This window comes from Sphingomonas sp. NPDC092440 (genome assembly GCF_044754985.1).
Classification (GTDB): Bacteria; Pseudomonadota; Alphaproteobacteria; order Sphingomonadales; family Sphingomonadaceae; genus Sphingomonas.
Genome location: NZ_JBIVQA010000006.1, coordinates 197,507 through 221,571, shown reverse-complemented (window position 1 = coordinate 221,571; position 24,065 = coordinate 197,507). Strand labels below are relative to the sequence as shown.

Below are 24,065 nucleotides of genomic sequence, written 5' to 3'. Positions count from 1 at the left end.
CACATGAAGAAGTCGCTGCTCGCGCTCGCCGCCGGAACCGCCCTCCTCGCCACCGCCGCCGCCCAGGCGCAGGAAAGCCCTGCGACGGGGGCGGCACCGGCCTTCAACGACATCCCCGCCAACTTCAATCCGCCCGCGCTGCCGGCCAACTATATCAAGCGCGAAGTGATGATCCCGATGCGCGACGGGGTGAAGCTCTACACGGTGATGATCATCCCGAAGGGCGCGAAGAACGCCCCGATCCTGTTCACCCGCACGCCCTATAACGCCGCCGGTCGCGTCGTCCGCACCGAGAGCGGCAAGATGATCAACACGCTGCCCGAAGGCGACGAGGTGTTCGTCAAGGCAGGCTATATCCGCGTGTTCCAGGACATTCGCGGCAAGTACAAGTCGGAGGGCGACTATGTGATCACCCGCCCGCCGGTCGGCCCGCTCAACCCTACCAAGGTCGATCACATCACCGATGCCTATGATTCGATCGACTGGATGGTGAAGAACGTGCCGGAGACCAACGGCAAGGTCGGCATGCTCGGCTCCTCCTATGAGGGCTTCACGGTGGTGATGGCGCTGATGGGCCCGCACCCCGCGCTCAAGGTCGCCGCGCCCGAGAGCCCCATGATCGACGGCTGGATGGGCGACGACTGGTTCCACCATGGCGCCTTCCGCCTGGCGAACATCGGCTGGATCGGCGCCCAGACCGGCTACAAGGGCGCCGGCAAGGCGCCGCCGCGTCCGGACTGGGACGATTACGACACTTTCCGCCGCGTGGGCAGCGCGGGCGACTGGGCCAAGCAGTTCGGCTATGACCAGCTGCCCGCCTGGAACAAGATGAGCCAGCACGTGGCCTATGACGCTTTCTGGCAGGGCCAGGCGCTCGACAAGCTGCTCGCCGCGAACCCCTCCAACATCCCGACGCTCTGGGAGCAGGGCATCTGGGATCATGAGGACATGTACGGTGCGATCCATGCCTGGGAAGCGCTGCAGAAGACGCCGCAGGCCGACAAGAACTTCCTGCTGATGGGCCCGTGGCGCCATTCGGGCTTCAACTATAACGGTTCGACGCTCGGCCAGCTCGCTTTCGAGGGCGACACCGCGCTCCAGGCGCGCCGCGACATCCTGCTCCCGTTCTTCAACGCCTATCTGAAGGACGGCGCGCCGCCCTTCACCCCGGCCAAGGCGAGCTTCTACAATACCGGCGAAAATCGCTGGGATTATCTGAGCAAATGGCCGCTGGCCTGTAACGATGGCTGCGGCACCAGGCTGACGCCGATCTATCTCAAGCCGGCCGAGGGGCTGGGCTTCGACAAGCCGGGCGCCGGTTCGGACTCCTATGTCTCCGATCCGGCCAAGCCGGTCCCGCATTTGCCGCGCCCGGTGAATTTCCAGGACGGCCGCTGGTCGACCTATCTCGTCACCGACCAGCGCTTCGTCGACGGCCGGCCCGACGTGATGACTTACATGACCGAGCCGCTCACCGCCCCGGTCCGCGTCTCGGGGGCGCCGCTGGCGGACATCTTCGCCAAGACCACGGGCACCGATGGCGACTTCGTGGTCAAGGTGATCGACGTCTATCCCGACGACTATGTCACCAAGAAGGAGATGGGCGGGTTCCAGCTGCCGATCGCGATGGACATCTTCCGCGGCCGCTATCGCGACTCGTTCGAGCATCCGACCGCGATCCCGGCGAACAAGGTGCAGGAATACAAGTTCCGCCTGCCGACGGTGAACCATGTGTTCCAGCCGGGCCATCGGATCATGGTGCAGGTCCAGTCGAGCCTGTTCCCGGTCTATGATCGCAACCCGCAGAAGTTCGTGCCGAACATCTTCTTCGCCAAGCCCGGGGACTATCAGAAGGCGACGGTGACGCTGATGTATGGCGGTGCCCAGTCGAGCAGCGTGCTGCTGCCGGTGGTGCCGCTCGACCAGTCGGCAAACGTGCAGAAATAATCGAACCGGACCGGAGCGTTACGGGCAGCCGTAACGCTCCGGACACATGTGGCTGAGATCAATGCCCGACAATTCGGGGGGGGGGATGTCGATGATCAGGACATTGTTTCTTTGCCTGGCGCTTGCCGGCGCCGGCGCACCGGCGTTCGCGGCCGGGCCGGCTGACGGGAAGCCGGTGGAGACGCTCACGCGCCAAGGCAAATGGCTGGTCGACTATAGCCGCGATGCCTGCAACCTCGCCGCGCAGATGGGCGAGGGCAAGTCGAGCGTGGTGGTGCGCTTCGTCCGCTACGAGCCGGGCGATGCTTTCGACCTGTCGGTATTCGGCGACCGTTTCGGGATGAACACCGTGAAGGTCGAGGGGACGGCCGATTTCGGCCTTGGCGGGAAACCGATCGCGATCGACGGGCTTTCGGGCAATGTCGGCAAGCTCAAGGCGGTCTTCTTCGGCGGGATGCGGCTCGACGGCTGGCGGAGCAAGGGCTGGACCAAGGAGCCGGCGGAAGCCTCGCCGCCGCTGGCGCCCGAGCAGGAAGCGCGAGTCACCGGCGTGACGCTCGACATCCGCGGCAAGCGGCCGGTCCGGCTCGAATTCGGCTCGCTGGCCAAGCCGTTCGCCGAGATGCGCAAATGCGTGGACAGCCTGGTGAAGAGCTGGGGCTATGACCCGGCCCAGCAGGCCGCGGCGACGCGGCCCGTTTCCCCTGTCACCGAGCCGCAGGGATGGCTCAATTCCGGCGACTATCCCTCGGGCGCGCTGTTCCAGGGGCATAACGGGCTGGTGCAGTTCCGCCTCGACGTCGATCCGGAGGGCAAGGTGGCGGGCTGCTACGTGCTCGCGCGCACCAATCCGGACGATTTTGCCGATATCACCTGCCGGGCGATCTCCAAGCGCGCCCGGCTCCGGCCCGCGCTTGACGCGCAGGGCAAGCCGATGCGGTCCTTCTGGGTCTGCAAGGTGCACTGGCTGGCCTGATCCGCTCTTGTGCCCGATGCCCATTGCCGTACTAACCTTGCAATACAGTTCCCGAGTCCCAGGGGGTCCAGAACGATGAAGCATTTGAGCCTGGCGCTTGCCCTTGCGGCGGTGGCGCTCCCGGCGGCGGCACATGCCCAGACCGGCACTGCGGCGGCGGACACGCTGCACGTCGATACGCAATATTTCACCTTGCCCAACGGGCTGCGGGTGGTGCTGACACGGGACACGATCGCGCCGACGGTGACGGTCGGCGTCTATTACGGCATCGGCTTCCGCGTGGAGCCCAAGGACCGCACCGGCTTCGCGCACCTGTTCGAGCATCTGATGTTCCAGGGATCGAAGCATGCGCCCAAGGGCGTGTTCGATACGACGATCACCAATTCCGGCGGCATCAACAACGGCTCGACCCGGTTCGACTTCACCAATTATTTCGAGATCGTCCCTTCGGGCGCGCTCGAGCGGATGCTGTGGCTCGAGGCCGATCGCATGGCCAATCCGGTGATCGACGACGTCGTGCTGAAGAACCAGCAGGGCGTGGTCGGCAACGAAGTGAAGGTCAATGTCCTCAACCAGCCCTATAGCACCTGGCCGTGGATCGACCTGCCGATGCTGGCGAACGTCAACTGGTACAACAGCCATAATTTCTACGGCGATCTCAAGGAGATCGAGGCGGCGACGGTGCCGGACGCCCAGGCCTTCTCCAAGGAATTCTACCGGCCGAACAACGCCGTGCTCGTGATCGCCGGCGATATCGATTACGCCGCGACCCGGGCCATGGTGGAGAAATATTTCACGCCCATCCCCTCGGCCGCGCCGGTCAAGCAGCCGGACATTTCCGAGCCGCGCCAGACTGCCGAGAAGTTCAAGAGCCGTATCGACGCGCTCGCCCCCAAGCCCGGCTATGCCGCGGGCTATCACGTGCCGGCGCGCGGCACGCCGGAATGGTATGCGATGGGGCTGATCGACCAGATCCTGCTCCAGGGCGACGACAGCCGGCTGTTCAAGAAGCTGGTGTCCGATACCGGCATCGCCGGCGAGCTTTCGGGCGGGATCAACGGTGATCTGGGCAACATGTTCAACTATCGCGGGCCGATGCTGTGGAGCTTCAGCTTCACGCACGACACGGCGCATTCGACCGCGCAGATCACCCAGGCGGTGGACGAAGTGATCGAGGAACTGCGCGCCCGGCCGGTCAGCGCCGCCGAGCTGCAGCGCGCGCGCACCAAGATGCGCTCGGAGCTGTACGGCACGATCGACGGTGGCGGCCGGGTCGGCCTGATCGACCTGCTCGCCGTCTATGCGCTGTTCGACAATGATCCCGCCGCGGTGAACAGGATCGAGGAGGGCTTCGCCAAGGTGACGCCGGCGCTGATCCAGAAGACCGCGCAGGAATATCTCCGCAAGACCAACCGCTCGGTCTATGTCATCGAGCCCGGCGCCCAGCCCAAGGGAGGCAAGTGATGAAGCGCGCGCTCCTCGCATTCGTGGCCGTGCTGGCCGCCGCACCGGCGCTGGCGCAGGACAATTTCCCGCCGGCGCCCCCGATCGCCGATCCCAAGCCGTTCCGGCTGCCGGCGACCGAGACCTATGCGCTGCCCAACGGGCTGCAGGTCACGCTGATTCCCTATGGCATCGCGCCCAAGGCGGTGGTGTCGCTGCGCGTGCGCGCCGGCGCGGTCGACGAAGGCGATGCGGTGTGGCTCTCCGAGGTCACCGGGGCGCTGATGAAGGAAGGCGCCGCGGGCAAGACCGCCGCCGATCTCGCCGCCGCCGCGGCCGGGATGGGCGGGCAGCTTGCGGTCAGCGCCGGCATGCAGTCGACCTCGGTCGGCGTGAATGTGCTTTCCGAATATGCGCCGGCCGCGGTCGCGCTGGTGAGCGACGTGGCGATCCGGCCGACGCTGCCGGCGAGCGAGCTTGCCCGGGTGAAGGCCAATCTCGGCCGCCAGCTCTCGGTCGCGCTGTCGCAGCCGGGCACGCTGGCCGATGTGGCGCTGGGCCGTACCATCTATGGCGCGAACCATCCCTATGGCCGCATCATCCCGAGCGCGGCGCAGCTCCAGGGCTATACGATCGCGCAGGTCAAGGCCTTCCATGCCGGCCAGTTCGGGGCGAAGCGCGCGCATCTCTACGTCGCCGGCCGCTTCGATGCGGCGGCGGTGAAGGCGGCGATCGACAAGGCGTTCGCCGGCTGGGCGGCCGGCCCCGATCCGGTGGGGCTGCAAAGCCCGCACCAGCCTGGCCCGCGGATCGTGCTGGTCGACCGGCCCGGTGCGCCGCAGACGACGCTGCGCCTGAGCTTCGACGCGAACCGCGCGGGCACCCAGGCGGACATTCCGCAGCGGGTGACCAATGCGCTGCTCGGCGGCGCGTTCAGCTCGCGGATCACGCGCAACATCCGCGAGGACAAGGGCTATACCTATTCGCCCGATTCCGACGTGGAGTTCACTCCCGAACAGGCGCTATGGACCTTCCAGGCGGACGTGACCACCGAGCATACCGGCGACTCGCTGAAGGAGGTCTTCACGGAGATCCGCCGGATGCAGACCGAACCGGTGCCGGCCGAGGAGGCCAAGGGCATCCGCACCTATCTGGCCGGCCTGTTCGCGATCTCTAATTCCACGTCGGGCGCAGTGGTCGGCACGCTGGCGACGCGCGACCTGCTCGGCCTGCCGGGCGACTGGACGGAGCGCTATGTCCCCGCGGTGCTGGCGGTGACCCCGGAGCAGATGATGGCGTCGGCCAATGCCGGCTATCCGCTGGGCAAGCTCACCCTGGTGGTGGTCGGCGACCTCAAGACGGTCGTGCCCCAGCTCAAGGCCCAGCCCGAGCTGGCGAACGTGCCGATGACCACGATGACGGTGCCGTAGGGTGACGGTGCCGCAGGTCGGGGATTCAATCTTCAACCGTCACCCCCCGCGCCCGCCTGCGCGGGGGGTGACGGAAGTAATCTCAAAGGCTTGCTTGGGTTCTCAACCTAACACCCATCTCGTCCCCGAATGAGAGGGGGCGAGGGGTGGGGGGTGTCCTGGCGATACCGTGATTGATCGTGGTGCCGATACGGTATCGCGCGCAAGGAACTACCCCAACGCCTCCCTCGCAGGGGAGGGGAACTCCATCACCGCACCCCCAGGATCGTCCGCTTCAGATCGGCATAGATCAGATCGTTGCCGAGCCCGCTCGGATGGTCGCCGTCGAAGAAGAGCGGGCGGCCACCCGGCACCGCCTCGCAGGTCCGGGCGGGGCAGAAGATCGGCAGCGGGTCCCAGAGGATCGTGCTGCGCTGGCCGGCGGCCAGCACGCTCATCGCGCGCATCACGTCGCGTCGGCGCTCGAGCATGGCTTCGCGCCCGATGGTGAGCCCGTGACAGGCGGGATTGGTGCGATTGAACCAGTCGGTGCAGCGGAAGACCGGGCTGGGGAAGACCGGCTTGGGCGCTTCCAGCACCAGCCGCGCGCCCCTGGCCGCGAGGCGCCCGGTGATTCCCTGAGCCTCGGCGAGCGCCGCGGCGGAAACCCTGTCGTCGTGCCGGCCGGCCAGGTCGCGGTCCTTCTCGAACTGGTTGGCGAGGCGCGTGACGCGCAGTCCGGGCAGGAACACCACGTCGCCCGGGCGCGAACGGCGCACGATGTCGCGCTCCACTGCCGCGTACCAGTCGGCGCAGCGCGGCCGCGCGGCGTGGCTCAGGATCAGCTTGAGATAGGGGCAGGCGGGCCGGAAATAGAGCCGCACGCTCGCGCCGGTCTCGGCGACGAGCCGGCGCAGCGCGGGGGCATAGGCCAAGCCGTGCGAGTCCGCGGGCACGAACAGAGTGAAGCTTCCCGGCCGGGCGCAGCGCGGCGACCATAGCGTCACCTTGCCGCCTGCCAGGCGCTCCTCGCCGTCGATCGGCGTGCAGCCGGTGAGGTCGAGCGGCAGCGGGCGGCCGGGCTCGGCATACCAGGCGAAGCGATCGCGGGTGGCGCTGAGCGTGATGCGGTTGTGCGCGGCGATGAGCAACTGCCCGCCGAGCGCAGCGGCCAGCACAGCGGCCAGCGCCGCCGTGACGACGCGCCCGCGCGGCCAGCCGTCCAGCCGGCGGCTCGCGCGCAGCGGCTTCTCGACCAGGAAATAGGAGAGGATCGCGAGCGTCACCGCGATGGCCAGCGCGGCGAGCTGGAGCTTCAGCATATGCAGGCCGATGGTCCAGCGGAACAGCACGAACACCGGCCAATGCCAGAGATAGAGCGAGTAGGAGAGCAGCCCCACCGCCACCATCGGGCGGCCGCCGAGCGCGCGGGGCGCCGTGCCGCCCAGGATCGCCATGATGACGAGTGCGGTGCCGGCGACCGGCAGCAGCGCGCCGGGGAAGGGGAAGAACGGGCCCTCGGGCAGGGCGAAGCCGGCCGCGATCGCCAGCGCGCCCAGCGGCGCCAGCCACGCCTTGCCCGCGGCCCAGGGCTGCCAGCGCGCGCGGGTCAGGCAGAGTAGCATGCCCGCGCCCAGTTCCCAGAAGCGCGGAAAGATCAGGTAGAAGGCGAACTTGTTGGCGAACAGGGCCAGTACCGCGCAGAGCAGCAGCGAAAGGCCGGAAAGAATGGCCACCAGCCGCACCGCCTTCGCCCCGGCCTGGAGCTGGTGATGCCACCAGAGGATGAACGGGAAGAACAGGTAGAATTGCTCCTCCACGCCGAGCGACCAGCTGTGCGTGAAGGGGTTATAGGCTGCCTGCGGGCCGAAATAGCTGTCGGTGTCGGTCGCCAGCACGATGTTGCTGAGCCCGAAAAAGGCGAAGCGGGCGACCTGGGCGAGGCTGTTGCTCAGCCAGGCATCGGGGATGAAGAGCTGCGCGGCCAACAGGGTGGCCAGCAGCATCGCGATCAGCGCCGGCATGATCCGCATCAGGCGGCGCGCGTAGAACCAGGCGGTGAGCTGCCTGAAGCTCGCGAACTCGCGGCCGAGCAGCGAGCCCGTCACCACGAAGCCCGAGATGACGAAGAAGATGTCCACGCCCGTGAAGCCGCCGGGCAGGGCCCAGGGCCAGAGGTGGAAGAGGATCACCGAGGTGACGGCGATGGCGCGCAGCCCGTCGATCGCCGGAATATAGCCGGGGCCTTGCCCCGTTCGCTCGCCTGCCACCAATGTCTCCCCAGATCGTTTGCCCTGTAAGGGACGGAACCGGCAGGGACAATCCGCCCTGGCCCTGCGGCGAACGGCGCGCGGCGTGCAGCTGGCGTTCATCTTCGGAGGGCCAGGAAATGAGAGTGAACACAGGGAGGCTCAGGACCGGGTTGCTGTGCGGCCTCGCCGCGGCGGCGGTGCTGGCCGCGCCGCTCGCGCATGCGCAGGACGCCCCGGCCCCGGCCCCGAGCCGCGCTCCGATCATCACCCCGCCGCCAAGCGTCCGGCCGCAGCAGCAGCTGCCCGGCGTGATCCCCGAACGTTTCAGCATCGGTCCCGCGCCGACCCCGACCCCGACGCCCACGCCCGCACCTGCGCCCACGCCCACTGCCCATGCCACTCCCGCGGCCCAGCGCGCGGCGCCCGTTCCGCGTGCTACACCGGCCCCGCGCGAGACGGTGCCCGCCGCAACCGCGCCTGCGCCGGCCATGGCACCGTTGCCGAGCGTCGCGCCATCTCCCCTGGCCGGGGCATCGCCGACGCCGCAACCGGTCGCGACCGCCGCGCCCGTGCCCGCGCCAGCGCCCGCCGTTTCGCCCTGGATCTGGGCCCTGGCCGGCGCGGTGGGAACCGCGTTGCTCGGGCTGGGCGGCTGGCTGCTCCTGCGCCGTCGGCGTGAAGTGGGGGAGGAAGGGATTCTCGAGACCGAGACCGCGCCCGTCTCGACCCCGGCCCCGCCCGTCCAGGCCCCGCCCGTCCAGGCCCCGCCCGTCCAGGCCCCGCCCGGCCTGGACCGCGGCGCTCCGCCGGCGGCGCCTGTCCCGGCGGCGCCCGTGCAGCGGCCTCCGTCGCCCGCGCCGGGCTCCGATCCTTTCGAGCTTGGCCTTGATCCTCGCCGGATCGTCTTTGCCGAGAATGAGGTGCAGCTCGAATTCGAGCTGCTGATCGCCAATGGCTCGGGTGCTTCGGCGGAGAATATCCGCATCGCCTTCGCCGCGATGAGCGCGCAGGCGCGGCAGGACGAAGTGATCGCCGGCTTTCATGGCGGGCCGCCGGGAGAGCCGGGCGCGGCACCCTTTGACCTGGCGGCCGGCGGCGGCGGGCGGATGCCGGTGCGCCTGGCGATTCCGCGCTCGGGCGTGAACGTGGTCGAGGTTGGCGGCCGGCCGATGTTCGTGCCGATGGTGCTGATCGATATCCGCTGGCGCGGCGGCCTGAGCATCCGGCGCTTCGGTGCCGATTTCATCCTCGGCACGATGGGGCAGGGCGACAAGCTCGGCCCGATCTGGCTCGACCGCCCGGCACCGGTGGGGCCGCTGGCGGCGAATCGCTATTTTGCCAGGCACCTGGTCGCGGCTTAGTACCGCATTCCTACGGCGACCGTCGTGCCGGATCGTCAAAGTTCACAAAGTCCCCACCGACGGCGAGTCTTTGCGGCGCTTAAATTCCCTATTTTCTCGGTAAGGCGACGCATCTCGCAACATCCTTGCGCGGGCGTAATCCTATTGTTCCAACAGAATGAAAGAGCGGCTGGCCTTGGGGCCGGCGGTGGGAGCCAAGCAGGCGAAATCCCACATTGCAAGCATTGCAACCGGCGCTGCACGCTGTTCCGTGCAAGGCACCATCTCGGCAAGGCTGCGGTCGCGGCCTGGGGCCTGACCCGGATATTCCGTGCCAAAGCGAGCGTTCCATTCCGCCGCGCGAATTGCTCGTCCTCTGGCCTCAGCTTCGTCGCGAATGGCTTTCCTCCTTCGCGACCTCTCCGCTTCCGTCACGTGGACATAGGGGCGCGCCATTCCGCCAGGATGATCTGCCGATCCTGGGCCCGGCCGTGGCGGCCCCTTCCTGTCCCAATCAAAGCCACTCATCTCCAGGCTTCTCTGTTCGCTGGCCGTGGATTTGGTGCCCGATCGCCCAAAAGAAAAGGGCGGCCCGTTGCCGGACCGCCCCGATCTGTTCGCCGATGGCGAGAAGCTAAGAAGCTTACTTGACCTCGACGGTCGCGCCAGCTTCCTCGAGCTGCTTCTTGATCTTCTCGGCCTCGTCCTTGTTGACGCCTTCCTTGACGGCCTTGGGAGCCGACTCGACCAGGGTCTTCGCCTCGGTCAGGCCCAGGCCGGTGATGGCGCGGACTTCCTTGATGACGTTGATCTTCTTGCCACCGTCACCGGTGAGGATCACGTCGAACTCGGTCTTCTCTTCGACGGCCGGGCCGGCGCCGGCGCCGCCAGCCGGAGCGGCAACGGCGACGGCAGCGGCGGCCGAGACGCCCCACTTCTCTTCGAGAAGCTTCGAGAGCTCGGCGGCCTCGAGAACGGTCAGCTCCGAAAGCTGGTCAACAAGCGCGTTAAGGTCAGCCATGATAAACTCCAATCAAATCAGATGTTTCGGGATAAATAAACTTGCAAGATCCGCTTATGCGGCGTCCTTGGCCGCATAGGCGCCGAACACGCGCGCGAGCTGCGCGGCCGGTGCCTGGGTAACGGTCGCGAGCTTGGTCGCCGGAGCGACGATGAGGCCCACGAGCTTGCCGCGCAGTTCGTCCAGCGATGGCAGCGAGGCGAGCGCCTTGATGCCTTCCTGGTCGAGCACCTGGGTGCCCATTGCGCCGCCGACGATCTCGAGCTTGTCGTTCGTCTTGGCGAACTCGACCGCCACCTTGGCCGCAGCCACGGGGTCGATCGAGGTGGCGAGCGCCGTCGGACCCGTCAGCAGGTCCGCGATCGCCGCGTAATCGGTGCCGCTGGCAGCGATCTTGGCAAGCTTGTTCTTCGAGACCTTGTAGCTCGCGCCGGCCTCACGCATCTTGTTACGGAGGTCCGTCGACTGCTTGACGGTCATCCCGAGGTTGCGGGTGATGACCACCACGCCAACCTCGCCAAAGGTGCGGTTCAGCTCGGCAACGGCGTCAGCCTTCTGGGAACGATCCATGCCGGTCTCCTCGTTATGAGCGCATCCCTTGCGGGAAGCGCCCGGTTACAAAATGTCCGAGGGGAAGGATCGTCGTGCCCGGTTATCCCTGGGCATGACCCGCGCGCTCCACGCAGGGAGCCGCCGGTGAAAATCTGTCCCCGTCTAGGCAAGAGATTAAGCGGGGCAAATTCCCCGCGCTTGCTGTCTCGGACGGTCTCCTCCCGAGGGAGGAAGGCGCGCCAATAGCGATGTTTGTGGATAAGTCAACCAAGCGTGGAGCGCCGATGGAGAGGCGGCCCCCATTGCCATCGGCGCTTCATCGGCGTTTCCCGGATGTTTCACCAAACCACAACAGGACTGCCACATACCGCGCCTAGGCGGCGATGCTGCGGCGCAGCGACGCCGTGACTCCAGGGGGGTATCATGACCGTTCGTCACGCGCTTCGCGCTACCGTTTGTGCCGCTGTTCTTGCCGCCGCCGCCATGGCGACACCTGCGCTGGCTCAGGACCAGACCTCGCCCGCTACGGGCGAGAACGCGCCCGAGAATGCCGGTGACGGCTCGATCCTCGTCACCGCCAAGCAGACGCGCTCGGCCACCGCGATCCCGGCGAGCGAGATCCAGAAGATCCTGCCCGGCGTCTCGCCGCTGAAGGCGATCCAGACGCTGCCCGGCGTGCTCTACGTCACGGCCGACCCCTGGGGGAACAACGAGCAGAACGCCCAGATCTTCATCCATGGCTTTGCCGGCAACCAGCTCGGCTACACGATGGACGGCATTCCGCTGGGCGACCAGAGCTATGGCAACTACAACGGCCTTTCGCCGCAGCGCGCGGTGATCTCGGAGAATGTCGGCCGCGTCGTCGTGGCGACGGGTGCCGGCGATCTCGCCACCGCCTCGAACAGCAACCTGGGCGGCACGGTGGAGACCTATTCGTCCGATCCCACCCAGGCGTTCGGCGTGACCGCCAACCAGACCGCGGGCAGCTACCACACGTCGCGCACCTTCCTGCGCCTCGACACCGGCAATCTCGGCGGCGGCGGCACCAATGCCGGCTATGTCTCGGTCGCGCGGCAAAAGGCCAAGGCCTGGGACTTCAACGGCTGGCAGGGCGGCTGGCAGGCCAATGCCAAGTTCGTTCATGACGATTCGGTCGGCAAGCTGACGCTCTATTTCGACTATAACGACATGACCCAGCCGAACGAGGACGCCACCGTCTTCTTCAAGCCGTCGGCCGGCGGCACCGCCACGCCGGTGCAGCTCTACACGCCCTATACCAAGCCGTTCTTCTATTCGGATTTCGACGGTTATCGCAGCTACATCAATGCGCTGGGCAATTCCCCGGCGGCGCAGGGCGGCAATTACCGCAATTATTATTCGGATGCGCAGCGCACCGACTACCTCACCTATGCGCGCTATGACGCGAAGATCGCCGACAATGTCACCCTGTCGAACACGATCTATTTCCACCACAATGACGGTGCGGGCGTCGTTGCCGGTCCGCTCGGCCAGTCGATCACGACCGCGCAGCCCTATCTCGATCCCAATTATGCCAGCCTGCCGACCAATTGCCGCTTCGGCGCCAATGGCAACGGCGTGCGCCCGGCGGCCTGCACGGCGCTGACCGACGCCCAGGCGGCGGCGCGCGGCGCGGCGCTGGTCGCCGCCACCGGCGGCTCGGGGATGATCACCCGCACCACCGAGTATCGCATCGACCGCGGCGGCGCGATCACCGCGCTCAACATGGACCTGGGCGATCACCAGCTCGAGCTGGGCGGCTGGTTCGAGCACAACAGCACCACCCAGTGGCGCCGCTGGTACGCCGTGCCCGCCGGCAACCCCGGGCTCAGCACGCCGTACATCCGCCCGCTCGAAGTGATGCAGCCGCTGTTCACCCAATATCAGGGCGAAGCGCGGATCAACCAGCTGCAGCTCCATGTCCAGGATACCTGGCGCGTGTTCGAGCCGCTGCTCGTCCAGTTCGGCTTCAAGACCAGCGCGCAATGGGCCAATGGCTGGTATCCCGTGCAGCCCCGGCTCGGCTCGCTCTCGGGTCTGACCGGCGGCCTGCCGGAGGGCAAGATCAACACGCTGAAATGGTTCCTGCCGGCGGTCGGCGCGACTTATGACTTCAACGGGCACGAGGAAGTCTATTTCAACGTCCAGAAGAACCTGCGCCAGTATCAGGCCTATCTGGCCGGCGGTGGCGGCCCCTGGTTCACCGGCAGCCAGACCGCGTTCAACGCCTTCGCCAATGACGGCAAGCCGGAGAGCAGCTGGACCTATGAGGCGGGTCTGCGCACCCATCGCAGCTTCGGCGGCGGCATCGGGCTGGACGCGCAGATCAACTATTACCGCGTCGATTTCAGCGACCGTCTGCTGGCGATCTCGACCAATCCGGGCGGCATCGCGGGCGGCCAGATCGCCGGCGGCACCTCGATCCTGGTCAATGTCGGCGATGTGCGCACCAACGGCGTCGACGCCGCCTTCACTCTGCGCTTCGGCCGGACCTTCTCCTTCTACAACGCCACGTCGTACAACCTCTCCAAGTACCGGAGCGACTATACCTCGGCGGCGACGGGAATCGGCGGCGCCACCAATAGCTGCATCGGCGGCTATCTGGTCGTCGGTGGCGTGGTTCCGACCTGCGGCAAGCAGCTGCCGGGCACGCCGAAGTGGATGAACAAGACCGTCGCGACGCTCAATGTCGGCCCGGTCGAGGCACAGCTGGTCGGCGACTATGTCGGCAGGCGCTTCGCGACCTATTCGAACGACGCCAGTGTCGGTTCCTATTTCCTCACCTCGCTCAGCGTCGGTGTGGACCTGCCGGCCGAGATGCTGGGGATGAAGAAGGCGAAGCTCAGCCTCAACATCACCAACCTGGGCGACATCAAGGGCGTCTCGACCCTTTCGGTCGGCTCGGCGACCAACAATTATTCGGCCTATCCGATCCCGCCGCGCCAGTGGTTCCTCACCTACTCGGCCGGTTTCTGACGACCAGCATGGCGAAGGGCCGGGGGCTTGGCGCCCGGCCCTTTCCTATTGCGCGAGCCCGGATAGCAGCGTGCGGGCCGGTGCCGCTTCGGGCGTCTCATACGGGCCGTTGGCCACCGGGATCAGCGCGTTGCGCGCCGCCGCGGCATTGCCGCGCTTCGCAAGCGCCTCGCCCAGCAACAGCCTGGGGCCTGGCGCGGCGGGAACCGTGTCGACCGCTTTCATCAGGCCTTCGACCGCCATGTCGGGCGCGGTTTCGCCGGCGGCGGCGAAGCTGCGATAATAGGCCAGGAGCGGCAGCGGGCTTTCGCTGTCGGCGCGGTTGGCGCGGGCGATGGTGATCCGCGCTGCCTTGAGCCGGCCCGCGCGTTCGTTCGCCGGGGCGGCAAGGGCGATCCCGGCTTGCGCGACGCCCTGCCAGGCGAGCGCGTCGCTATTGCCCGGTGCGATGGTCAATGCCCTGGCGGCGGCGGCGGCGCATTCCGGCATGTTGCCGCTGCGGCATTCGGCTTCGGCCAGCAGCAGCTGGGCATCACGGTTCGCGGAATAGCGCGCGGCGTCCCGGCGCAGGCCCTTGAGCCAATCGTCGCGCCGGGCGATCGCGGCGGTGCGCTGCCGGTCGGCCTGCGGGTCCACGGACGCGGGCGGGATGGCCAGGCGCGCGCCGAGCTCCAGCCGCCCCTTGACGAATGCGGCCTCCCCTTCGCTCAATCGCCGGACGATCGGCTCGGCGGCGCGCTCGGCCGGATAGGATATCTGCTCGAACGGCAGCTTGCCCCGGGCATAGGCGACGAGTTCGTCCTGCAGCTTGCCGAGGTCGCCGAACGCTGCCGCCGCCTTCTCCATCGAGCCGCCGGCCGCGATCGTCGCGAGATAGGCGCGGAGCTGCCCTTTTCGTTCGTTCGAGAAGAACAGCAGATGGGTGAGTGTCCAGGCGTGGAACGGCGTCCAGCGCTCGCCGGCGTCGCGATCGGCCAGGTAGCGGCCGGTAACGATGTCCGCGGCCGGATAGCGCCGGTAGCGATCGAGCACCTTGCGATAGCCCTGTGGGGCGCGGCCATATTCCATCCTGCCGTCGCCCTGGGTTGCCAGGGTCGCGAAGAGCTCGCCGAACCCGTCGACATACCAGCGCGGATAGGCGTGGGGGAAATAGGAGAGCAGGAAATGGCGGGCATAGCCGGCGAGGATGCGCCCCTCCGCCGATATCGGTACCGCCAGCTCGTTCACCGAGATGGCGAAGGGATCGTTGCGGCCGAACCGGGCGGCCGGGCTGGCCGGAAGCATGGTGCCCGCTCCGGGGTTTATGGCCGTGACGCCGGGCGCTTCCGTGGCGGCCGGCGTGGTGGCGCGCACCAGGTCGGGCAGGATGCCGGCAAGATCCTGGCCCTGCTCGATCACGGCCTTCTGATCGAAGCGACTCGCGGCGAATACCGCGCCGTCCTCGCGGGGATCGTAATAAGCGGGCCCGGGAAAGGCGCGGCTATACGGACCGGGCGAATAACGCAGGTTCCTGAGCGCCATCGCATCGAATTCCGCGCCGTCGCCGACCAGCGTTACGCGCAGCTTGCGGGTGCCGTCCGGCTTGTCGATCCGGCCCAGCAGCACCGAGAGGAGGAAATGGAGCCGCTCCAGGTCATGGGCGATATGGGCCAGTTCCTTCTCGCCGCCGTTGCTGATGACCACGACGTGATCGGTCTCGGCCTGAAGCCAGTTGCTGGCCCGGTCGCGCTGGCCCTGCACCACGATCGCCGCGTCCTGGCCGGGAGGGTTTTCCCCCTGCGCCGCAGCGTTTCCGGTGGCCATGATCGAGGCGAGCATCAAAATCGCGTGGGCATAACGCATATCGCCTCTCCCCCTTCGTTGTCAGTACGTTACTATGCTTGTTACGTCGGGGGGAAGGAAGCGCACTATGGCGGTTCGGCCGAGCCCGGAATCGCGGGCGGTCCGGAAGTGGAGGGGAAAGCCATTTCGGCTGGATTCCCAGCCGGCTGCGGTCAATTTTTCCTATTCAACTTTCACAAGGGAAACCGCTGAAAATCGCACCAACTCGGTTGGATTCGCGCGCGCGATGGCTAAAAGCTGGCAGCGATGGTGACCGGGACGATCGATCAACTCACAGCGCGCGAACGCGATTGCCTGCGGCTCGTCGCGCGCGGCATGTCGTCCAAGGAAATCGCCCTTACGCTTGGGCTCTCGCCCCTCACGGTCGATGGCTATCTGAAGGAAGCGGCGCGCACGCTGGGGGTTTCGAGCCGGCGTGAGGCCGCGCGCATCCTGGCCGCGCACGAACATCTCTCTCCCCAGGCCCCGGAAAAGCCCCCCCAAAATTTGGGGGCCGAGCCGGTGGACCTTGCCGAAACGGTGCATTCCGAGGTTCCATTGCCTCCGAAACGGTCCGAAGCCGAACCGCGTTTTCGGGTCCCGTTTCTGAGGCAGGGGAAGCAAACAAATGATCTCGACCCGTTCAACCGGCTGATGTGGATCTTCGGTCTCGCGCTGCTGATGCTGATCGCGGTGGCCAATTTCCTCAATGGTTTGGGGGCGCTCTGGCGCATTACCGGCTAGCTCCGGCCTCTTTTCGAACCACTCAATCTAGATCCGTCGCAGCCCTTCCGCTGCGCGAAGGAGGACTCATGACGTCTCCGAAGAAGATTGCCGCCGTGCGTATCGCCCGCTCGCTGCGGCCTGCGGAAGTCGCGGTGAACGAAGCTGCGCTCAAGGTGCTCGCGATGGGCACCGCGGTTCTCACCGCCCGGGCCGACGGCACTTTCCATCCGCTCGAGGCGCAGGACGCGGTCGACTATGTCGGCGCGGCCACGGCCAAGGTGTTCGGCGCGATGTCGGACATCAAGAAGGCGCATGGCGAACTGCGCGGCGTCGGCATGCGGCATCAGGTGCTCGGGGCAGGGGATATCTTCGAGACTCCGGGTCATGACGACCCCCGTGGCGAGGCGGAAATTCTTCCGCTCACCGTCGCAGCATGAGGGGGGCCTTGACTTGGCTGGGGTTCGTTGGTGCGGTCGCGCCATATGAACGTGCTCGTCTATCTGGTCGTGCTGCTCCTCTGCTGTCTCTACGCGGTCACGCGTGGCGGCTTGCCGGAGCGCCTCGCAGTGCTCATCCTGGTGGTGGCGATCATCGCCTCGCACTTCGCGCCGGTAGCCGGCCAATATCGCTTCCAGAAGATGGAGGTGGGGCTGCTCGCGGTCGATTCGGGCATGTTCCTCAGCACCATGCTGCTGTCGCTGCGGGCGCAGCGCTATTGGCCGATGTGGCTGTCCGCGGTGTATCTCAACATCGTGGTGACGCATCTGCTGATGCTCACGCCTTCGCTGATGCCATGGTCCTATGCGGTGGCGAACGCCGCGTGGAACTATCCCGGTCCGCTGCTGATCGCCATCGGCGCCGCGCGGCATCGGCAGCGGCTGAAGCGCTACGGGGCGGATCCCGCCTGGTCCTGACGAAGGAGGCTCATCATGGCTGAGGCGGACGACTCCGTATATCGTCTGCGGGACCGGCCGATGATCCCGCCCAAGCCGGCTGGCGGAGGCGTGGCGTTCACCGGAACCGCAGCGGATCTGGTGGAAGGCGTCTACCGCGCCCGCCGGCTGCGCGACGATGCGTTCGGACCGATCGCGGGGCAGTTCCGCGAGCCGACCTGGGACATATTGCTCGACCTGTACCTCGCCGCCGCCAAGGGGCGCCCGGTATCGGTGAGCAGTGCCTGCATCGGCAGCGGCGCGCCGCAGACCACCGCGATCCGCCACCTTGCCCTGCTGGAGAGCGCCGGGCTGGTGGTGCGCACACCCAACCCGATGGACAATCGGGCAGGCATCGTCACGCTCACCGAAGAGGCGATTCGCCGCGTCGACGACTGGGCCCGCCGGGTGCGGAGCGTGTGGAAGGCGGAAACGCCCTTGCCGGGCGATCCCGTAGTCTGAGCCGCCCCTTTCGTTGGGGAGGCAGAAAGGGGCCGGAGGCTGTGCCTTCGGCCCTTTTTCGTTTCCCGCGGGCGCGCGCAAAGGAACGGGCCGGGGGATCGCTCCCCCGGCCCGTTCCTTGTTCGGCAGTGCTCCCGATCAGGCGGTCGCGACTTCCGCGACGTCGACCTTCACGCCCTGGCCCATGGTCGAGCTGAGCGCGACCTTCTTCAGATACTTGCCCTTGGCGCCCGACGGCTTGGCCTTGACCACCGCGTCGACCAGCGCGTCGAAGTTCGCGCGCAGGTCTTCCGCCGGGAACGACGCCTTGCCGATGCCCGAGTGGATGATGCCGGCCTTCTCGACCCGGTACTCGACCTGACCGCCCTTGGCAGCCTTGACGGCCTCGGCGACGTTCATGGTCACGGTGCCGAGCTTCGGGTTCGGCATCAGGCCCTTGGGGCCCAGCACCTTGCCGAGACGGCCGACCAGGCCCATCATGTCCGGGGTCGCGATGCAGCGGTCGAACTCGATCTTGCCGCCCTGGACGATCTCGAGCAGGTCCTCGGCACCGACGATGTCCGCACCGGCCTCGCGGGCCTCATCGGCCTTGGCGCCCTTGGCGAACACGCCGACGCGCACGGTCTTGCCGGTGCCCTTGGGCAGCGTGACGACGCCGCGGACCATCTGGTCGGCGTGACGCGGATCGACGCCCAGGTTGAGCGCGACTTCGATGGTCTCGTCGAACTTCGAGGTGGCGCCCGACTTCACGAGTGCGATCGCTTCGTCGATGCCGTGCAGCTTCTCGCTGTCGACGGTCCAGGTCTTCTGCTTCTTGGTCAGCTTCGCCATGTCCTTAGCCCTCCACAACCTGGAGGCCCATCGCGCGGGCCGAGCCCTCGATGATGCGGGTGGCCGCCTCGATATCGTTAGCGTTCAGGTCCTTCATCTTGACCTGGGCGATCTCGCTCAGCTTCGAGCGTGCGATCTTTCCGGCCGAAACCTTGCCCGGCTCCTTCGAGCCCGACTTCAGGTTCGCGGCCTTCTTGATCAGATAGGTCGCCGGCGGGGTCTTCGTCTCGAACGAGAACGAACGGTCCGCATAGACGGTGATGACGGTGGGGAGCGGGGTGCCCTTTTCCACGTCGCCGGTCTGGGCGTTGAACGCCTTGCAGAATTCCATGATGTTCACGCCGCGCTGACCCAGGGCAGGGCCGATCGGCGGCGAGGGGTTGGCAGAGCCCGCAGGCACCTGCAGCTTGATATAGCCGGTAATCTTCTTTGCCATGTCACTCTCTTTCGCGGGGCCGTCGTGAAGCTCGGGCCCCTGATCAAGTCGAGCGGTAAAGCGGCCGTGCGGACACGGCCTCCCGCGGATTTCCATTGCTGTTGCTTTGGAAGGGCGCGCGCCTAGCCTATTCCTACGCGAAAGGCAATGCCGGTGCGGGACGTACAGGTCTTCCCTTGCCGGACGTGCCGCGCCGTGTTCAAACCGGCTGGGGTTAACAAGGGGGAATGCATGAATACCAAGCTGCTTTCGGCGGCCGCCTGCGCGGCTGCCCTGTTCGCCGTGCCCGCCATGGCGCAGGAGGGCGTTGCGCCTGCGCCCGTCGCTGCGGAAACGGCTGCATCCGACGCGGCGATGCCGTGCGAACTGCACGTTTGGCCGACGCACAATTATCTGGGCTTCAACTCGGGCCTGCTTTCGGGCTTCGGCCTTGTCGGTATGCTGGCCGATGACGCCGCGCACGAGGGGCGGGTGAAGACAGTCAAGGATCTGATGCGTGAATATCTGGGACCGGAAGTCCAGATGGCGGAGCTGAACAAGCTCGGCATCGCGCAAACGCTGAAGCTCAAGGGCTATCGGATCATCGTCGAGGAGCCGACGCCGTTCAACGAGGACCTGAAGAAGGATCCCGCGCTCAAGGCCCAGGTCAAGGCGCTGAATGCCCGGATCAAGGCCGGCAAGCGGCTCACCGATTCGACGCATGGCTGCTATGCCGAGCTGATCACCACGCACATCTTCTATCACAAGGCGATGATGTACGGCTCCAATCTGTTCACCGGCTGGATCTACCGGGAGTTCGGCGACAAGCAGATCGCCACAAAGACGGCGACCGGCCAGGTGAAGAACCCCCTGGAGGACTTTCCGCCCAAGACGCCGGAGAAGCTGGAAGCCGCCAAGGTCGAGCTGCGCGACGCCTATGCCAAGGACTTTGTCGAATATGTCCAGAAGAAGGTGATGGGCGGGACGAAATAATCGCCCGGGCGATCGGGCGGGCCGGTGCCATGGGTGCCGGCCCCTTCATTTCGGCGCATATCGGCCTTGCCAATTGGCCTGACACGCGACACGCTGTTCCTATCGGCGGCACGGGCTTCGGCTCCCACGAGACCTGCCGAGCAACCAAGGAGGCGATGGAGAAAGATGCCATGTTCATGCGCAATCGCGCCGCCGCGCTCGCGGCGGCCGGCCTGATCCTCGCCACTACCGGCGTTGCCTGGGCCTATACGACCGACACCGATTCCGGCGGGAGCATCACCAACATCAGCGGCGGCAAGCGCTTCGTCATCCAGCAGCGCACCGACAGCACGCCCGGCCGCGCCGAGTTGCGCGGCACGTCCAGCACCACCGGTGCTTCGGCGAGCGGGCGGTTCAAGCTGGTGAGCGGCGGGAAATATGTGAGCGTGATGCAGGTGCTCAACGTCGTCGCCGCAGGCGCGACCTCGGGGCCTTCCGAGCCGATCACCCAGCTTGCCGTGCGGCCCAAATCCGGGGGCAATTACGAATTCTACGTCGTGCAGGGCAGCCAGGTGTGCAGCGGCGCGCCGACGGTGGTGGTGGGCAGCACCTATGACGTGAGCGTCTCGGTGAGCACCGGCCAGAGCCCGCAATATCGGATCAACGGCGTCGTCTGCCAGAAATCGAACCCGGATGGAGACAAGGCCGGCACCGTCTATGACGGCAGCCTCAAGAGCGGCCGCTATTTCTATCCGAAGATGGGCGCCTACAACACGAGCAGCAACCAGTCCCAGAGTGGTGGCGGCTCGACGATCGAGTGGACCGAGATCGCGATCTGAGGGAACGGGGCCGGTCGCGCCCGTGCGGCCAGCCCCTAGCCTTGATCCGCAGGGCACCAGCGCTCAATGATCTCGTCCAGGATCGCAAAGGCGCGATTGGTGGCTTTGCCGTCGAAGAGCAGGCCATGATCGAGATCTTCAATCGGGAAGACATGGATGCCGCGCGCGCGGAAATCCGCGACATAGTCTCCGCCCAGGATTCGGTCGGTCGAGCTGTAAACCACATGGATATTCGGGTAGTTACCGTCGAGATGATCGAAGGCGGATTTGTGCGAGATCGGCAGGGAAAGATCGAAATACGATGTCCGTAGATCATCGCTTCTGACCGTCTTCCATTCATACCGGCCCGTCCGATCGTCCAACAGCAGCAGGCGCTCGCCCAGAACAATGCGCGCATTATGTTTCGTTTGCGACCATGCAAGCCTCCTGTCCCATCCAAGGGGGCTCATCAGGAGCGGATTGATCAGGATGGCCTTCGCCTTGGGATCGGGCCGGGACGCCGAATACATAAGCCCTCCGAGACTTTCCGCCACGACGATGACGTTTTCCGCGCCATAGGCACGCTCGATCTCGGCGCGCTGGGCGGCCACATCCACGACACCGGCCGAGAAGCCTTCTTTCGGATGATTTTGTCGCGGCGCGGTTCCGGTATAGGCAAGGTTGACGATCGGCGCGCGGCAGCGGCTCGCGAGCGAGACCAGCCAGCGAGGATATGGGGCCTTCATATTGTTCCAAGGTGTCTGGACGGGGTCGCCCGGGCCGCCCGGGATGCGCACGATCACTTTGCCGCTCATGATCGACACGGCGGGGCGGAAGGCAAAGAATTTGGAGCGGCCGTCGGCGTCGGCATAGCGCAGCCATAGGCCCTCGGAGTCGGCATTGCGGAGCCACCAGCCGCTGGAGACGGTTTCGCAACTTGCAAGGCCTGTCAGGCGCATCCCGGCGACTCCGGATGGGCAGGAGATGCGTCCCCAACCGAGAAAATGGAATGCGGTGGCGGCAACCGCGAGGGTTGCCGCCACCGTTGCCAAGGCCAGGCCAAGGCGAACTGACCGGTTGTTAGTCAATGCGCTTCCAATAGCTCGTGATGCCCCGTTCTGAGTTATCTGGTTCTGACCACTGGGCACCAGCGCGCCGTGATTTCGTCCAGGATCGCGTAGGCGCGGTCGGTGGCCTTGCTACCGAATTGCAGGTTGTGGTCGAGATCCTCGATCGGAAAGACATGGATACCGCGCGCCCGGAAATCGGCGACATAATCTCCGCCCAGGACGCGATCGGTCGAGCTGTAGATCACATTGATGTTCAGGTAGTGGCCATCAAGATGGTCGAGGGCGGATTTGCGCGAAATCGGCAGGGAAAGATCGAAGTAGGTGGCCCATAGGTCATCGCCGCTGATCGCCTTCCATTCATAGCGGCCGGTCTGATCGTCAAACAAATACAAACGCTTGTTACGGACGATGTGCGCATCGTGTTCCGCTCTGTCCCGTGCCATCGCATTGTCCCATGCAACGGGGCTCAGCAGGAGCGGGTTGATCAGGAGTGCCTTCGCCTTGGGGTCGGGCCGGGAGGCCGCATACATCAGCCCTCCGAGACTTTCCGTCACGACGATGACGTTTTCCGCGCCATAGGCGTGCTCGATCTCGGCGCGCCGGGCAGCCACGTCCGTGATACCGGCCGAGAAGCCTTCTTTCGGATGGCTCTGTCGCGGCGCGGTTCCTGTATAGGCAAGGTTGATGATCGGCGCGCGGCAACGGCTGGCGAGCGAGACGAGCCAGCGTGGATAGCGCGCCTCGAATTCGTCCCACGGCGTTTGGACGGGATCGCCTGGGCCGCCCGGGATGCGCACGATCACCTTGCCGCTCAAGGTGGACATGGCGGGGCGAAAGACGAAGAATTTCGGGCGACCGTCGGCGTCGGCATATTGCAGCCACAGGCCCTCGGAGCTGGGATAGCGGAGCCACCAGCCGCTGGAGACGGTATCGCAACTTGCGAGGCCTGCGAGGCGCAGACCGGCAGCGCCGGATGCGCAGGAGATGCGTCCCCAACCGAGAAAATAGAATGCGGTTGCGGCAACCGCGAGGGTTGCCGCAACCGTTGCCAAGGCGAGGCCAAGGCGAACTGAACGATTGTTAGTCAACGCGCTTCCAGTAGCTCGTGACGCCGCCGTTGTGCGTTATCTGGATCTGACCGCTGCCCGAAGCCGGCCCCTTGCCACCTTCGGCCTTCCCGCCAATCTCTACGGCGCTTTCGCTTTTGAGGACAAACTGGGCTTCTGACTCATTGCTGGGTACAAAGGTGCCCGCATAGCCGTCGTCGCCCTTGTTCCAGGGCCAGTCGGACTCCTTGAACATCACGTAGATGCCCTTTGCTTCATAGGCATAGTGATCGTCGCCGACCTTGATCTTGTTGGCGGTCACGACGATCGGTTCGTACTGGTTCGGGACGCCATTGCCGTTGTCGTCGCCATCGGGGTCCCAGCCGGTGTCGGGATCGACGGCGCCGCCGTTCTGGCCGCCGCCACCGCTGCCAAAGGAGTCGAGGTCGCCAACGACGACGGTGCCGTCGGGAAGCCATACATGGCCTTTACCATCGGCGATGCGTCCGCCGGCCACCAGATCGAGTTCATTTACGGTCAGTTCATGCCACATGCGCAGTCTCCTTCGAGATTGACGGATGATGCAAGTCCCTGCGCGGCCTCGTCCCTTGTCGATGCGAGCCAGTCCAAGTCACGGCGCGTATGGATGATTCTCCGTGCCGATCGGCGTGGTTGCGTCTCGCGAAGTACCGTTGGGCACCCGAAAGGGGGATTGCCCTTCGGATGCAATATATTTCATCTACGAAAACTATTTCAATATTATGATGTGGTGCGCGAGGTCGAGGGCGGCAGCGATCGCTGGCCATTTTCTTCAGTCCTGGCCGATGCCGACCAGACGACAAAAAGGCCGGAGCTTTCGCCCCGGCCTTCTTGAAATCCCGATAGTCGAAGCGTGCGCTTACTTCACTCGCTCGACATCCTCGAAGCCCAGTTCCAGCGGCGTCGCGCGGCCGAAGATCGAGATCGAGACCTTCACGCGGCTTTTGTCGTAATCGAGTTCCTCGACCACGCCCGATACGCGCCATGTGCCGCCCGGGC

At 66.1% G+C, this 24,065-nt stretch carries 21 protein-coding genes and 1 pseudogene; 12 read left to right on the top strand and 10 right to left on the bottom strand.

The annotated features are described in order from the left end of the window. The first annotated feature begins 3 nt into the window (after positions 1-3). The 4 genes from ACIQCS_RS12295 to ACIQCS_RS12280 all read left to right on the top strand — a co-directional run bounded on the left by ACIQCS_RS12295 (position 4) and on the right by ACIQCS_RS12280 (position 5,796). Positions 4-1,947 (top strand): CocE/NonD family hydrolase, encoded by a 1,944-nt coding sequence (locus tag ACIQCS_RS12295; RefSeq protein ID WP_345847675.1) that lies wholly within the window; start codon positions 4-6, stop codon positions 1,945-1,947. Positions 1,948-2,038: 91 nt separating this feature from the next. Beyond that, positions 2,039-2,923, top strand: coding sequence for an energy transducer TonB (locus tag ACIQCS_RS12290; RefSeq protein WP_345847673.1), 885 nt, complete (start codon positions 2,039-2,041; stop codon positions 2,921-2,923). Positions 2,924-2,998: 75 nt separating this feature from the next. Continuing rightward, positions 2,999-4,387, top strand: a complete 1,389-nt coding sequence (locus tag ACIQCS_RS12285) for a pitrilysin family protein (protein WP_345847672.1) — start codon at positions 2,999-3,001, stop codon at positions 4,385-4,387. Beyond that, positions 4,387-5,796, top strand: a complete 1,410-nt coding sequence (locus tag ACIQCS_RS12280) for a pitrilysin family protein (protein WP_345847671.1) — start codon at positions 4,387-4,389, stop codon at positions 5,794-5,796. Before ACIQCS_RS12285 ends, ACIQCS_RS12280 begins: the two co-directional genes overlap by 1 nt. Before the next feature lie 248 nt (positions 5,797-6,044). Here ACIQCS_RS12280 and ACIQCS_RS12275 read toward each other — a convergent pair whose 3' ends face one another. Continuing rightward, on the bottom strand, positions 6,045-8,045 hold the full coding sequence (locus ACIQCS_RS12275; RefSeq protein ID WP_345847670.1) for an acyltransferase family protein: 2,001 nt from the start codon (positions 8,043-8,045) through the stop codon (positions 6,045-6,047). 125 nt (positions 8,046-8,170) lie between these two features. Here ACIQCS_RS12275 and ACIQCS_RS12270 point away from each other — a divergent pair, with 125 nt between their 5' ends. Next, positions 8,171-9,388, top strand: a complete 1,218-nt coding sequence (locus ACIQCS_RS12270; RefSeq protein ID WP_345847669.1) for an LPXTG cell wall anchor domain-containing protein — start codon at positions 8,171-8,173, stop codon at positions 9,386-9,388. 622 nt (positions 9,389-10,010) lie between these two features. On the opposite strand, the gene rplL is transcribed toward ACIQCS_RS12270, so the two are convergent. Together rplL and rplJ are read right to left on the bottom strand one after the other, a co-directional pair. Next, the gene (gene rplL / locus ACIQCS_RS12265; protein WP_116842077.1) at positions 10,011-10,388 is read right to left on the bottom strand and encodes a 50S ribosomal protein L7/L12; all 378 of its coding nucleotides are present in this window, start codon (positions 10,386-10,388) and stop codon (positions 10,011-10,013) included. A 54-nt stretch (positions 10,389-10,442) separates the two neighbouring features. Continuing rightward, positions 10,443-10,958 carry a 50S ribosomal protein L10 gene (gene rplJ, locus ACIQCS_RS12260; RefSeq protein ID WP_086130247.1) on the bottom strand — a complete coding sequence of 172 codons (516 nt, stop codon included), beginning with the start codon at positions 10,956-10,958 and terminating at the stop codon, positions 10,443-10,445. Between the two features lie 405 nt (positions 10,959-11,363). On the opposite strand from rplJ, the gene ACIQCS_RS12255 reads away from it, so the two are divergent. Then, positions 11,364-13,934: a TonB-dependent receptor plug domain-containing protein gene (locus tag ACIQCS_RS12255; RefSeq protein WP_345847667.1), complete on the top strand. Its 2,571-nt coding sequence runs from the start codon at positions 11,364-11,366 to the stop codon at positions 13,932-13,934. 45 nt (positions 13,935-13,979) lie between these two features. Here ACIQCS_RS12255 and ACIQCS_RS12250 read toward each other — a convergent pair whose 3' ends face one another. After that, a complete protein-coding gene (locus ACIQCS_RS12250) occupies positions 13,980-15,776 on the bottom strand; it encodes a hypothetical protein (RefSeq protein ID WP_345847665.1) in 1,797 nt (598 codons plus the stop codon). A gap of 249 nt (positions 15,777-16,025) precedes the next feature. Between ACIQCS_RS12250 and ACIQCS_RS12245 the strand changes: the two genes are divergently transcribed. The 4 genes from ACIQCS_RS12245 (at position 16,026) to ACIQCS_RS12230 (ending at position 17,875) form a co-directional block, all read left to right on the top strand. Then, on the top strand, positions 16,026-16,499 hold the full coding sequence (locus ACIQCS_RS12245; protein WP_401530970.1) for a helix-turn-helix transcriptional regulator: 474 nt from the start codon (positions 16,026-16,028) through the stop codon (positions 16,497-16,499). A gap of 68 nt (positions 16,500-16,567) precedes the next feature. Then, positions 16,568-16,918 (top strand): hypothetical protein, encoded by a 351-nt coding sequence (locus tag ACIQCS_RS12240; protein ID WP_280279798.1) that lies wholly within the window; start codon positions 16,568-16,570, stop codon positions 16,916-16,918. Positions 16,919-16,948: 30 nt separating this feature from the next. Further along, positions 16,949-17,395 carry a hypothetical protein gene (locus tag ACIQCS_RS12235; RefSeq protein ID WP_280279797.1) on the top strand — a complete coding sequence of 149 codons (447 nt, stop codon included), beginning with the start codon at positions 16,949-16,951 and terminating at the stop codon, positions 17,393-17,395. A gap of 15 nt (positions 17,396-17,410) precedes the next feature. Further along, positions 17,411-17,875, top strand: a complete 465-nt coding sequence (locus ACIQCS_RS12230; RefSeq protein ID WP_345847661.1) for a hypothetical protein — start codon at positions 17,411-17,413, stop codon at positions 17,873-17,875. Positions 17,876-18,013: 138 nt separating this feature from the next. Here ACIQCS_RS12230 and rplA read toward each other — a convergent pair whose 3' ends face one another. Both rplA and rplK read right to left on the bottom strand, forming a co-directional pair. Then, on the bottom strand, positions 18,014-18,706 hold the full coding sequence (gene rplA, locus ACIQCS_RS12225) for a 50S ribosomal protein L1 (protein ID WP_345847660.1): 693 nt from the start codon (positions 18,704-18,706) through the stop codon (positions 18,014-18,016). Between the two features lie 4 nt (positions 18,707-18,710). Then, entirely contained in the window at positions 18,711-19,142 is a 432-nt protein-coding gene (gene rplK / locus ACIQCS_RS12220; protein ID WP_086130254.1) for a 50S ribosomal protein L11, read from the bottom strand. A 231-nt stretch (positions 19,143-19,373) separates the two neighbouring features. Here rplK and ACIQCS_RS12215 point away from each other — a divergent pair, with 231 nt between their 5' ends. Further along, positions 19,374-20,114, top strand: coding sequence for a hypothetical protein (locus tag ACIQCS_RS12215; protein WP_345847656.1), 741 nt, complete (start codon positions 19,374-19,376; stop codon positions 20,112-20,114). Positions 20,115-20,284: 170 nt separating this feature from the next. Next, complete coding sequence (locus ACIQCS_RS12210; protein WP_280279793.1) at positions 20,285-20,932, top strand: hypothetical protein; 648 nt, start codon at positions 20,285-20,287, stop codon at positions 20,930-20,932. A gap of 35 nt (positions 20,933-20,967) precedes the next feature. On the opposite strand, the gene ACIQCS_RS12205 is transcribed toward ACIQCS_RS12210, so the two are convergent. The 4 genes and pseudogenes from ACIQCS_RS12205 to ACIQCS_RS12190 form a co-directional block, all read right to left on the bottom strand. Beyond that, positions 20,968-21,999 (bottom strand): alpha/beta hydrolase, encoded by a 1,032-nt coding sequence (locus tag ACIQCS_RS12205; protein ID WP_401530964.1) that lies wholly within the window; start codon positions 21,997-21,999, stop codon positions 20,968-20,970. 35 nt (positions 22,000-22,034) lie between these two features. Next, positions 22,035-23,069: a hypothetical protein gene (locus ACIQCS_RS12200; protein WP_345847653.1), complete on the bottom strand. Its 1,035-nt coding sequence runs from the start codon at positions 23,067-23,069 to the stop codon at positions 22,035-22,037. Beyond that, entirely contained in the window at positions 23,062-23,580 is a 519-nt protein-coding gene (locus ACIQCS_RS12195; protein WP_345847652.1) for a hypothetical protein, read from the bottom strand. The genes ACIQCS_RS12200 and ACIQCS_RS12195 overlap by 8 nt, the downstream gene beginning before the upstream one ends. A 345-nt stretch (positions 23,581-23,925) precedes the next feature. Further along, positions 23,926-24,042 (bottom strand): annotated as a pseudogene (locus tag ACIQCS_RS12190) (transcription termination/antitermination protein NusG); the annotation flags it as partial. Between the last annotated feature and the right edge of the window lie 23 nt (positions 24,043-24,065).